The organism is Microbispora sp. ZYX-F-249, assembly GCF_039649665.1.
GTDB classification, from domain to species: domain Bacteria; phylum Actinomycetota; class Actinomycetes; order Streptosporangiales; family Streptosporangiaceae; genus Microbispora; species Microbispora maris.
Genome location: NZ_JBDJAW010000009.1, coordinates 119904 through 132230, shown reverse-complemented (window position 1 = coordinate 132230; position 12327 = coordinate 119904). Strand labels below are relative to the sequence as shown.

Annotated in this window: 9 protein-coding genes; 4 read left to right on the top strand and 5 right to left on the bottom strand. The window is 73.5% G+C overall.

The window, feature by feature from the left end; all coding sequences use genetic code 11:
- Positions 1-119 precede the first annotated feature (119 nt).
- Positions 120-1856, top strand: a complete 1737-nt coding sequence (locus tag AAH991_RS13810) for a S8 family peptidase (protein ID WP_346226191.1) — start codon at positions 120-122, stop codon at positions 1854-1856.
- 63 nt (positions 1857-1919) lie between these two features.
- Here the strand turns inward: AAH991_RS13810 and AAH991_RS13805 are convergent, their stop codons facing one another.
- Complete coding sequence (locus tag AAH991_RS13805; RefSeq protein ID WP_346226190.1) at positions 1920-2630, bottom strand: response regulator transcription factor; 711 nt, start codon at positions 2628-2630, stop codon at positions 1920-1922.
- Positions 2623-4392: a sensor histidine kinase gene (locus AAH991_RS13800; protein ID WP_346226189.1), complete on the bottom strand. Its 1770-nt coding sequence runs from the start codon at positions 4390-4392 to the stop codon at positions 2623-2625. Before AAH991_RS13800 ends, AAH991_RS13805 begins: the two co-directional genes overlap by 8 nt.
- 251 nt (positions 4393-4643) lie before the next feature.
- Here AAH991_RS13800 and AAH991_RS13795 point away from each other — a divergent pair, with 251 nt between their 5' ends.
- Complete coding sequence (locus tag AAH991_RS13795; protein WP_346226188.1) at positions 4644-5993, top strand: serine hydrolase; 1350 nt, start codon at positions 4644-4646, stop codon at positions 5991-5993.
- Here AAH991_RS13795 and AAH991_RS13790 read toward each other — a convergent pair.
- A complete protein-coding gene (locus AAH991_RS13790; protein ID WP_346226187.1) occupies positions 5983-6528 on the bottom strand; it encodes a MarR family winged helix-turn-helix transcriptional regulator in 546 nt (181 codons plus the stop codon). The genes AAH991_RS13795 and AAH991_RS13790 overlap by 11 nt on opposite strands.
- A 427-nt stretch (positions 6529-6955) precedes the next feature.
- Here AAH991_RS13790 and AAH991_RS13785 point away from each other — a divergent pair, with 427 nt between their 5' ends.
- Positions 6956-9103, top strand: a complete 2148-nt coding sequence (locus AAH991_RS13785) for a hypothetical protein (protein WP_346226186.1) — start codon at positions 6956-6958, stop codon at positions 9101-9103.
- 118 nt (positions 9104-9221) lie between these two features.
- Positions 9222-9944 carry a DUF4230 domain-containing protein gene (locus AAH991_RS13780; RefSeq protein ID WP_346226185.1) on the top strand — a complete coding sequence of 241 codons (723 nt, stop codon included), beginning with the start codon at positions 9222-9224 and terminating at the stop codon, positions 9942-9944.
- Positions 9945-10028: 84 nt separating this feature from the next.
- On the opposite strand, the gene meaB is transcribed toward AAH991_RS13780, so the two are convergent.
- Positions 10029-11057 carry a methylmalonyl Co-A mutase-associated GTPase MeaB gene (meaB, locus tag AAH991_RS13775; protein WP_346226184.1) on the bottom strand — a complete coding sequence of 343 codons (1029 nt, stop codon included), beginning with the start codon at positions 11055-11057 and terminating at the stop codon, positions 10029-10031.
- A 12-nt stretch (positions 11058-11069) separates the two neighbouring features.
- Positions 11070-12299, bottom strand: coding sequence for an acetyl-CoA C-acetyltransferase (locus AAH991_RS13770; RefSeq protein WP_346226183.1), 1230 nt, complete (start codon positions 12297-12299; stop codon positions 11070-11072).
- Positions 12300-12327 lie beyond the last annotated feature (28 nt).

The window sequence follows — 12327 nt, the reverse complement described above, 5'->3', positions numbered from 1 at the left end:
GACCGCCCGCCTCCACGGCGGTCATGTCACACGTTGGTCGCGAATTACCACGGACCTTTGACAGGACCGAGAAATCTTCAAACATGGTCAGCGCCCTTGAAGTCCACACGGAGGTGGATGTGAAGCGCTTGACAGTCGTCGCCGCGACCGCGGCGATGGTGGCGGCAACCCTCGCCCCACCCGCGCAGGCCGTACCCGCGGCCGCCGGAGCGGCGTCCCAGACCGAATACGTGGTTCTGTACAAGGAAGGCGCGGCCGCGGCGGACGCCCAGAAGGCGATCGAAGCGGCCGGCGGCAGCGTCGTCAAGGTGAACACGCAGGTCGGGCTGGCCACGGTCAGCACCGCCAACCCCGACTTCGCGAACGCGCTGCAGGGCTCGGCGGCCATCGAAGGGGTCGCGCGCAACCAGGTGATCGGCACCGCGCCGGACGACGCGAAGGCGTCCGCCGCCGCGAGGAAGGCCGTGACGCAGGCGGCCAAGAACAAGGCGGTGGAGAAGGAGGGCCGGGGCGGCGCCACGGGCCCCAAGTGGGGTCGCAACGTCAAGGACGAGCCGCTGGCCGACCTGCAGTGGGACATGAAGCAGATCCACGCGGACCAGGCCCACAGGTACGAGCAGGGGGACAAGGGCGTTCTCGTCGGCATCCTCGACACCGGCGTCGACGGCTCGCACCCCGACATCGCGCCGAACTTCGACCGCAGGCTGAGCCGGAACTTCACCGTCGACCTGCCCGCCGACGCGAACGGCACCCCCATCGACGGGCCGTGTGAGGAGGACCCCGACGGCTCCTGCACCGACCCGAACGACGTGGACGAGGACGGCCACGGCACCCACGTCGCCTCGTCGATCGCCTCGCCCATCAACAAGCTGGGCGTCTCGGGCGTCGCGCCGAAGGTGACGATCGTGAACCTGCGGGCCGGCCAGGACTCGGGCTACTTCTTCCTCCAGCCCACCGTCGACGCCCTCACCTACGCGGGCGACATCGGCGTCGACGTGGTCAACATGAGCTACTACATCGACCCGTGGCTGTTCAACTGCGCCGACAACCCGGCCGACAGCCCCGAGGAGCAGGCCCAGCAGCGGCTGTACATCGCCGCCACCCAGCGGGCGATCGACTACGCCCACGCGCGCGGCGTGACGCTCGTCAGCGCGGCGGGCAACGAGGCGATCGACTACACCAAGACGAACGTCGACGGCGGCAGCCCCGACTACGCCACCTTCCCCGGCCAGCAGACGGAGCGGACCCGGACCATTCCCCCGTCCTGCGTCTCGCTGCCGAACGAGTCCGAGCACGTGATCGCGGTCTCCTCGACCGGGATCAGCAAGCGGAAGGCCTACTACTCGAGCTACGGCAACGGCTACGTCGACGTGGCCTCGCCCGGTGGCGACGTCTACGACACCCCCGGCAACACGAGGGACATCACCAAGGCCACGCTCTCGGCCTATCCCAAGGCGCTCGCCGTCGCCAACGAGGAGATCGACGAGAACGGCGACCCGACGGTGCCGTACGTGGTGAAGGACTGCAAGGGCTCGGTCTGCGCCTACTACCAGTACCTGCAGGGCACTTCGATGGCCTCGCCGCGCGCGGCCGGCGTCGCGGCGCTGATCGTCAGCCGGTACGGCCAGCGCGACCGCGCCCGCGGCGGCCTGACGATGGACCCCGGCAAGGTCGAGGCGATCCTCAAGGGCACGGCCACCAGGACGCCCTGCCCGAACCCGCCCGCCTACACCTACACCCGCCACCTGCCGGACGGCACCACGGCGACCGCCACGCACACCTGTGAGGGCGCCGCCGACGACAACGGCTTCTACGGCAGGGGCATCGTCGACGCCCTGCGCGCCGTCGGCCGTTAGCCCTGCCTGCCGGTGGCGCACCCCACGCGGTGGTGCGCCACCGGCCCACCCGGTCGGAGCCGATCACGAACCGCCGAGATAGGCGAGGACCGCGGCGACCCGGCGGTGGATGTCCGGGCTGGCTTCCAGCCCCAGCTTCAGGAAGATCGAATTCACGTTCTTCTCCACGGCGGAGATCGACAGGGACAGCGCCCGCGCGATGCCGCCGTTGGACCTGCCCCGTGCCATCTCGCGCAGCACGTCACGCTCGCGGGGCGTGAACGCCTCCCGCTCTCCTCGTACGGCGCGGCGCGCCAGCAGCCCCTCCACCACCTTGGGGTCGATGACCGAGCCGCCCGCGGCGACCGAGCGGATCGCGCCGAGCAGCTCGTCGAGGTCCCCCACCCGGTCCTTCAGCAGGTACGCGAGACCTTCCGTGCCGTCCTTGAACAGTTCGAACGCGTAGATCGAGTCGGCGTACTGCGACAGCACGACGACGCCGACGCGGGGAGCCTCCGCGCGGATCCGGTGGGCGGCGTCGATCCCCTCGAACCCCGGACGCCAGCCCTCGCCCGGCATGCGGATGTCGGTGACGATCACGTCGGGACCGAGCCGCCTGGCCGCGTCGACCAGCTCCGCGGCGCTCCCCGGCGCCCCGACGACCGCGACCTCCCCCGAGCTCTCCAGCAACTGCCGGGTGCCCTCCCGTACGAGGTAGTGGTCGTCGGCGACCAGGGCGCGCAGCCTGCGCGGTTCCCTTTCGGCGGCGGGCTCCGCGGAGGGACGTTCAGGCATCGGCGGTCACCCAGGCGCGCACCCGCGTTCCCTCTCCGGGTCCGGCCGTCGTCTCCAGACCTCCGCCGAGCGCCGCCATGCGGTCGGCCAGCGTGGCCAGCCCGCGGCGTGCCACGGCCCGGGGATCGAACCCCGTCCCGTCGTCGGTGACGGACGCCTGGAGCCGGCCGCCCTCGTGCCGGAGCCGCACCTCGATCCGCGACGCCCCCGCGTGCTTGAGCGCGTTGGCGATCGCCTCGCTGACCACGAAATACATCGCTCCCTCGATCTCGTCCGGGAACCTGCGGGTGCGCAGGGCCGGGTCGGCCGTCACGGTGGTCGCGACCGGCAGGCCCGAGCAGCGTCCCTCCACGGCCTCCACCAGACCGCCCTGGCTCAGCACGGAGGGATGGATCCCGGCCGCGAGCTCCCGCAGGTCCGCCAGCGCCTGGCGGGCCTGTTCCCGCAGCAGGGCCAGGGACTCGGCCCCGCCACCCGTCGCGCGGGCCAGCTCCAGCCCCGCGATCAGCGCCACGAGCTGCTGCTGCGCGCCGTCATGGATGTTGCGCTCGATCCGCCGCCGCTCGGCCTCCTGGGCGTTCACGAGCCGGGCGGCGAGCGCCGCGCTGCGGATGGCGAGCCCGACCGGCACGGCGAGGGCGGCGAGCAGCCGCCGGTCGTCGCGGGTCAGCCGCCCCGCCGCCTTGGGCCCGCAGGTGATGCGCCCCAGCCCGGCCGGGACCGTGAGCACGGCGTCGCCCCGCTCCTCCCCCGCCACGACGCGGGTGCCGTCCGCCAGCTCCACTGCGGCCCAGCGGGCGTCCAGGCCCGTCCGCACCGCCTGCGCCAGCCTGCCGAGCTGCTCGACCGGCTCGGCCTCCTCCAGCTCGGGTCCGAGGCGGGACAGCAGTTCGTCGACCGTCGGGCGGACGTCGAACACGAGATACAGGCGAGAGCCCCGCACCCCGACCCGGATGTCGAGCAGGTTGTGCCGCAGCACGGCGGCGCCGATGGCGGCGGGCAGCGCCCCCACCACGCCCAGCACCCCGACGGCGTCGGCGGCGTCGTACGTCTCCGAGGCCCCCGCGAGCGCGATCACGACGAAGGCGCCGAGGTTGGCGAGCAGGCCCGCCACCATCCAGCCGAGCCGGCCCCGCTCGGGCGGGCGGCTGCGCCGCAGCCGGGCGAGGAGGCTCCCCAGCACGACCAGCGCCAGCAGGAAGGTGACGACCTGGCCCACCAGCGTGAGCAACCCGGCGACGACGCCGAGCGGTCCCCGCAGCGCGAGGGGGTTGGCGTGCGTGATCCCGCCCGGGTAACCGCCGGGCAGGAACAGCACGCCCAGCCAGTGCGCGGCGACCGCCGCGGCCCCGGTGACCGCGACGACGCGCCAGCGCCGTGACGGCAGCCTGCCGTCGGGGAACAGGAGCGGCACGAACACCCACGACAGGCCATAGAAGACCGGGAACAGCGAGCTCAGCACGGCGGCGACGACGACCGGCTGGTGCGGCTCCGGGCCGAGCCGGATCAGCAGGCCGACCCCGAGCCCGCCCAGCCCCATACAGTCCGCGGCCGCCAGAAGCAGCCAGCCGTAGGCGTTGTCCGGCCGCCGCGCGGCGATCAGCCAGCCGAGGGCGGGCAGGAGCAGGGCGATCACCAGGAACGCCCACTGTGACGCGGGGGCCGGCAGCCCCGTCTCGAGCAGCGCGCCGGCGACGATCCCGGCGGCGGCGACGGCGGCCATGCCCGCCGCGAGCGGCCGGGCCGCTGCCGTGGACTTCATGCCAGGCATCGTGGCGGGCCGGCGCGTCCGCCGTCTATGAGGTTGTCCTCACATTCGGTGCGGCTCCCCGCAGCCCCGAGCCGGGGGCCGGCCGGCTGCCGGGACCGCGCGGTGATCGTTAGCGTGAGATCACGTGGACGCCCGCCGCCACGGCGAACCGCCGACGGCACCTTGGGCACCGGATCCCCTACCGAAGGAGCTTTCTCGTGCCGATCGCGCCGAGATCGATGCGCAGCAGGATGATTCCCCTCATGAGCGCGGCACTGGCGCTCGCCGTGGCGGCCACCGCCGCCCCCGCCGCCGCGGCTGCCACCGCCGCCGGCACCACCGCGGCGCCCACTCCCGCTCCCTCCGGCACACCGGAGATTCCGGACTCGCCGGTGGGCGGGCAGCTGCGCTGGCTCCTGACGGCGGCCGCGGCCCTCCCGATCCCCGAGGACCAGATCAGGGCGCGCTTCAGCGCCGGCTTCCTCGCGCAGGTTCCCCCGGCCCAGCTCAACGAGGTCCTGAAGAGCCTGGGCGGGCTGCGGCTCGAGTCGCTGTCCGAGGCCACACCCACCTCCCTGTCCGGCCTGGTGACCACCGGGCAGGGGCGGCTCCAGATCACCATGTCCGTCGACGGCGACGGCAGGATCGACGGCCTCGGGTTCACCCTCGAACAGCGTCCGGCACCGGGCAGCTGGGCCGAACTGGACAAGCGGCTGCGTGCGCTCGCGCCCCGGGTGGGATTCCTGGCGGCCGAGGTCCGCGGGAACGGCGCCTGCCGTCCCGTGCACACCCTCGCGCCGGACACCCCCCGGCCGCTCGGTTCCATGTTCAAGCTGTACGTGCTGGGCGCGACGGCCGAGCAGGTCAAGAAGGGCCGGCTCTCCTGGGACACGCCCCTGACCATCCGGCCCGGGCTGAAGAGCCTGCCCAGCGGCACGCTCCAGGACCGTCCCGACAACAGCACGGTCTCCGTACGGGAGGCGGCCAAGCTGATGATCTCGATCAGCGACAACACGGGCGCCGATCTGCTGATCGACAAGGCCGGCCGCGCGAGGGTGGAGACCCAGATGAGCAAGTGGTCCCGTCACGCGTCGCTGAACCGGCCGTTCCTCACAACCAGGGAGCTCTTCCTCCTCAAGGGCGCGGACCACCCCCGCCTCGCGAAGAAGTACCTGTCGCTCGGCCGTTCCGGGCGGTACCGCTATCTCGCCACCACCGTCGCGCGTACGCCCCTGACCGCGGTGAAGGCGTGGAACAAGCCCAGGGACATCGACAGGCTGGAGTGGTTCGCCTCGCCCGGCGACGTCTGCCGCGCCTTCGCGGGCCTGTCCGCGCTGAACACGCCGCCTCTCCACGAGGCCATGTCGGCCAACGACGCCGGGCTGCGGCTCGACGCCAAGTCCTGGCCCACCGTCTGGTACAAGGGCGGCTCCGAGCCCGGCGTGCTCGCCATGGGCTTCCTCGCCCGTGACGCCGCGGGCAGGACGTACGTGGTGACCGCGCTGACGAGCGACCCCCGCTCCGCGCTGGACGAGACCGCGGCCGCGCCCGAACTGCTGGCCCTCGTCCGGGGCTCGTTCGCGATGCTGGCGAAGGACCGCGTCAGGGGCTGAAGTCCCCCGCGGCGACGCGCAGGGTCTTGAGCAGGCCGAACATCTCGCCGAGCTCGGCCTCGTCGTACATGCCCATGCAGAAACCCGCGTCCATCAGGTCGGCCGTGGCCCGCCGTACGATGTCCCGGCCCTCGTCGGTGATCTCGGCGAGCACGCCGCGGCCGTCCCGCGGGTTGCGCATGCGGCGGACCAGGCCGGCCCGTTCGAGGCGGTCCACCGTGTTCGTCACGCTCGTCGGATGCACCATCAGCCGCTCGCCGATCTTCGACAGCGGCAGCGACCCGGCCCGGCTGAACGTGAGCAGCACGAGGGCCTCGTACCTGGCGAAGGTCAGGTCGTACGGCTTGAGCAGCGTGTCCAGTTGCGCCAGCAGGATCTGATGGGCTCTCATGATCGAAGTGACGGCGGCCATGGCGGACGACGGCCCGAACGTCGAACGCCAGGTCTCGGCCGCCCGCTCGATCGGGTCGAACGGGAGCTTGAGCGGCCGGGGGCCACCCGTGGGCGGCGGTTCTGAGCTGGGCGGAACGGACACAGCGATATACGGTAGCGCGACGCCGACCAAGATCGACCGGCGCACCGAGCGTAACCGGATTCATTCCTTGACCCCAGAACTCCCCCCGTGAGGGTCACGCTCCGTTATGGTTGCCACGTCGAAAGGTGAGGCGGCGGCAAACCCGGCGGCACGGGGAACCCCGTCTGCTAGAGGACGTCTCGCGGATCTTGCCTCGCGCGGCCGCCCGGGTGACCGGGGTGGTCCCGCCGGGGCAAGGGGGGTCCGCGGGGGACGCGTCCGACGGCGGGCGAGGCGAGGCCGGCCGGCGAACCAGCGCCACGGGGAACGGCGTCGGTTCGCGCACCGCTCACACAGACACGGGGGAGATTCTCAATGGACAGCATCGCTGTCCCGGCGCCGCATGCGCGCCGGACTTCGGCGGCGCGGCCATGTGCCGCGCCCTGTTGTGGGTGAGCATAGGGGCGGTTCACGCGGTGAGCTGAGGCACGGCGCGCTGGTCGCGGCGACCGTGCTGCTCGTGCTGGCGCTCGTCGCCGCGTGGAGCGTCCTCATTCCCGGTTTCATGGACTGGGATGACATAGTGGCGGCCGTCATCGGCTCGCTGCGCCTGACGGGACCGCTCGGAGCCGCGTTCGCGGCCTGGGTCGCGTTCCGCAGGCGCCGCGCCGAGCGGGGCCGCGTCCTGACGCCGTGGCGGGCCGCACGCGCACCGCTGTCGATCATCGCGGTCGTCACCGGCTCCTTCGGCGCGACCGTGCTGCTGCTCGGGCTGCGCGCCGCGCTGACCGGGCAGGGCGGGCCGCTGCTGCCCGGCGGCCTCGCCATGTCCGTCGCCGGGCTGGGGCTGTACGTCGTGGTCGGCTGGATCCTGGGCTGGCTCGTGCCGGTCGTCGTCGTCCCGCTGATCGCGGGCGCCGGCACGTACGGGCTGTTCACCTGGCTGGCCGCCGGGCCCAACTGGGCCGACCGGCTCACCCCCGCCACGGGGAAGCCGTACGAGCTGATCGCGGGCGTCAGCGAGACCGCGTACACGGACCAGACGCTCTGGCTGCTGGGCCTCAGCACCGCGCTGCTGCTCGGCTGGGTGGCCCTGGTGACCCGGCGGACGCTGGCGCTGGCCGCCGCGGTGATCGCCGTCCTGGCCGCGGGGACCGGCGCGGCCAGGCTCGTCACCGTGCCGCGGACGATGCCCGTGAGCGAGCGCCTGGTGTGTCAGGAATGGCCGATCACCGTGTGCGTGCATCCGGCGCTGCGCGGGGGTCTGGCGGAGCTCGCCGGCGTGTTCACCGCGCTCGCGATGCGCCTGAACGGGACACCGGCCGCCTTCCACCGGGTGGAGCAACGGGCGTACGGCGAGGAGGGCCCGGCAGGGCCGGACGTGGTCGTCGTCCACGTCGACGACCTCGGGTCCGGGTACGCCCAGCGGGCGGCCACCGAGTTCCTCGACCGCCTGGCCCGCCCCTGCCCGGGAACCGCGGCCGCGGGCTACCGGAGCATCGTCGTCGCCTGGCTGCGGGGCGTCTCGCTGCCCGGCGGGCCGCTGCGCGAGCACCACCAGGCCTCCGTGTGGTTCTCCGAACTGACCGAGGCCCAGCGGCGCGACTGGCTGCGCATGTTCTACTCCGACTTCGTCTCCTGCGGGCTGCAGGGCAGGCACTTCGGCGGCGGCTCCCAGCCCGCCGGCCCCGTGGCGACGGGTTATCCGGCGAGCCCCACCCCCACGTACGCGCCGAACTATCCGGTCGAGCCGACCTATCCGGGCACGGCCGTCGCCACCGGCGTGCCGGTCGGCCCGGAGCCCGGCTGGGAGCCGAGCGCGGACCCGGGCGCCGGCGGAGCCGGGATGGGGTGGACCGGCCCGAGCCCGTCCGTCCCGGCGTGGCCGTCTCCTCCCGCCGCGAGCCCCGCGGGCCAGGGTCCGGCGGGTCAGGGTCCGACGGGTCAGGGTCCGGCGGGTCCGACGGGCGGCCAGGGGCCGATGGGCCAGGGTGGTCCGGGGTCGTGGGACATGCCGGGCGGCGCAGGCGCCCGGAGAGACGTCCCCTGGTCCCGCGGCCGGGGGCGGTCGCCGCACCCCTGGCGGCCCGGAAGGACCGGCAGGCCCGGGGACCCGGCGTCCCCCGATCGGCCGGGTGAGCCCGGCGCGAACCCGTCCCCCGTCCCGGTCACGCCCGGCGCTGCCCAGCCCGGCCGCCTCCGGCCCGGAGGTCCGGCGGCGCAGGGCGGGAACGTGCCGGACCGTGGGCGGCCATGGGGGCAGGGCGGCCCCGGCCGGACAGGGGGGCTTCACGGCGACGGCGGCCAGGGCGCGGACGACGCCCGGAGTGAACGTCGCGCCCGGCCGGAGCGCGTCCCCGGTCACGGCGGCGCCTCCGGCCGTGCCCCCGGTGGCGTCCCCGCCGGCGTCCCCGGCGGCGCTCCCGGCGGCGCGGGGAAGGACCGGCGTCCCGGGCACGACGCCGGACGCACCGACCGTGCCCGGCCCGCCACGGGCGACGCCACCGGCGCCCGCGGGGCGGACCCCCGGGAGGACACGCAGGAGGACCCCGGTGTGGCCGGCGTACCCGGCGCGCTCCTGGCCCCCGCCCCGTGACGCGGGCCCAGGGGCCGGGCGGGGCGGAAAGCGGATTTCGGAGGGCCGAAGCAGGGCTTCTCGAAGGAATCGATCTTGCGATGGGTGAGAGGGCGGGAATACCGGGAAGATTTCCGCCGTGGACCGTCAGACCCGTCCCTCGTTCGCGCCGGCCGACTCCGGCGCCGCCGCCACCGACGCCACGGCGAGCGCCGGGGCCCCCGCACGCCGCTCCCGGCGCGGCTGGCGGGTGCTCGCCGGCCTGCTGTTCGTGGTCCTGCTGCTCGTGGTCGGCGCCCGGCTGACCTGGTCCTGGCTCAACCCGCTGGGCGAGCAGACCATCGACCGCAGCGGCCCCGCGCTGCTCCGTTCGGTGCAGAACCTGAGCCGGTTCGAGGCCGCGACCGGCAACTTCCAGGTCATCGTCGACCTGGAGAAGGACGCGAAGTTCGTACCCGACGCGATCAAGGGCTCCCGGACGCTCTTCGTGGGAGCCGGGAACGTGGACGCCTACGTCGACTTCTCCACCCTGCCCAAGGACGCCTTCACGGTCTCCCCCGACCGCACGACTGTGACGGTACGGCTGCCGCACGCCGAACTGGAGAAGCCCAACCTCGACAACAAGCGGTCGTACGTCTTCGCGCAAGAGCGGGGCATCTTCGACCGGATCTCCGACTTCCTGTCGTCGTCCCCGCAGAACCAGCAGGAGCTCTACGTGCTGGCCGAAGGCAAGATCGCGGAGGCGGCGGCCGCGAGCGACCTGCGCTCCCGGGCCGACCAGAACACCAAGGTCATGCTGGAGGGCATGCTGAAGTCCCTCGGCTTCACGACGGTCACGGTCAAGTACGCCGGCGAGCCCTGACCCGCCGGCCCCTGACCCGTCGGCCCCTGACCCGTCGGCCGCCGTGAGGCGAGAGCCGTACGGGCAGGGCCGCGGGCCGGTGGCTCAGCGCAACGCCGCGATGAGGTCGTCGGCGGCGGCGTAGGGGTCGGTCTCGGCGCCGAGCAGCCGCTCGGCGAGCGCGTCGAGGCGGTCTCCGTGAAGCACGGCGAAGCGCGACCGGAGCTGGGCCAGCGCGATGGCCTCGATCTCGTCGCGGGCCCGGGCCAGCCGCCGCCTGCGGGCCTCGCCGGACTCCTCCAGGTACGCATAGTGCTTGTCGAGCGCGGCCAGCAGGTCGTCGGCGCCCTCGCCCCTGGAGGCCACGGTCGTGACGATCGGGGGCCGCCACGCCGCCTCGACGAGGCCCGTCATGTTCCGCAGCTCCCGCACGGTCGCCTGGACGCCGTCGCGATCGGCCTTGTTCACCACCAGGACGTCGGCGACCTCGAGGATGCCCGCCTTGGCGGCCTGCACGCCGTCGCCCATGCCCGGGGCGAGGATGACGACGGTCGTGTCGGCCAGGCGGGCGATGTCCACCTCGGCCTGCCCGACGCCGACCGTCTCGACCAGGATCACGTCGCACCCGGCGGCCTCCAGCACGCGAAGCGCCTGCGGCGTGGCCCACGCGAGCCCGCCGAGGTGCCCCCGGCTCGACATGCTGCGGATGAAGACGCCGGGGTCGGTCGCGTGGTCCTGCATGCGGACGCGATCGCCGAGCAGGGCGCCGCCGGTGAACGGGCTGGACGGGTCGACCGCCAGCACCCCCACCCTGCTGCCGCGTCTGCGGAACGCCCGGATGAGCATGCCGGTCGAGGTCGACTTGCCGACGCCGGGAGAGCCCGTCAGCCCGATGACCCTGGCGCTGTACGGCCGGGCGGCGCCGGTGGCCAGCTCGGCCATCGCCTCGCGCAGGGCGCGGCTCGCCGCCGGGGCCCCCGCCCGGTCTCCCCCGGCATGACCCGCGGTGCCGGCCGCGTTCTCCACGGCGTTGTCCACGGCGTTGTCCACCGCGTTCTCCACCAGCGAGATCAACCGCGCCACCGCGCGCGGCCGTCCCCGCCGCGCCTGCCCGACGAGCTCACGGACGTCCACGTACGGCTCCGATCAGGCGCCGGGCGCGGGCACCCGGACGATCAGCGCGTCACCTTGGCCGCCGCCGCCGCACAGGCCGGCCGCGCCGAGGCCACCGCCGCGCCTCTTCAGCTCGTGGGCCAGGGTCAGCACGATCCGGGCGCCGGACGCGCCGATCGGGTGGCCGAGCGCGATGCCGCCGCCGTTGACGTTGACCTTGTCGAGCGGAACGCCGAGCTCCTTCGCCGACTGCAGCACGACCTGGGCGAACGCCTCGTTGATCTCCAGCAGGTCGAGGTCTCCGACGGACAGCCCCTGCTTGGCCAGCGCGTGCTTGATGGCGTTGGCGGGCTGGGACTGGAGCGAGTTGTCCGGGCCGGCCACGTTGCCGTGCGCGCCGATCTCGGCCAGCCATTCGAGGCCCAGCTCCTCGGCCTTGGCCTTCGACATCACGACCACGGCGACGGCGCCGTCGGAGATCTGCGAGGCCGATCCGGCCGTGATCGTGCCGTCCTTGGTGAACGCCGGGCGCAGCTTCGACAGGACCTCGACCGTGGTGTCCTTGCGGATGCCCTCGTCGGCGGAGAACAACACGGGGTCGTCCTGTGTCTTCCCCCCTTGGCTACGCCCCGCCGCCCCCTTACGCTGCGGCAGCGGCACCGGGACGATCTCGTCGTCGAACAGGCCCTTCTCCGTCGCCTCGGCGGCGCGCTGGTGCGACCGCGCGGCGAACTCGTCCTGCTCCTGCCGGGTCAGGCCGAGCCTGGCGTTGTGACGCTCGGTGGACTCCCCCATCGCGATCTGGTCGAACGCGTCGGTGAGCCCGTCGTGGGCCGTCGCGTCCAGGATCCCGGCGCTGCCGTACTTCACGCCCTTGCGCAGGCCGGGCAGCAGGTGCGGCGCGTTGGTCATCGACTCCATGCCGCCCGCGACGACGACGTCGAACTCGCCCGCGCGGATGAGCTGGTCGGCCAGCGCGATCGCGTCCAGGCCGGACAGGCAGACCTTGTTGATGGTGAGGGAGGGAACGGTCATCGGAATGCCGGCCTTCACCGCCGCCTGACGCGAGGGGATCTGACCGGCCCCGGCCTGGAGGACCTGCCCCATGATCACGTACTGGACCTGGTCGGGGGAGACACCCGCGCGCTCCAGCGCCGCCTTGATCGCGATCCCGCCCAGCTCGACGGCGGACAGATCGGAGAGCGAGCCGAGGAGCCGTCCGATCGGTGTGCGTGCTCCGGCGACGATGACGGAACCAGACATTGAGACCCTCCACTACGAGATCGGGGCG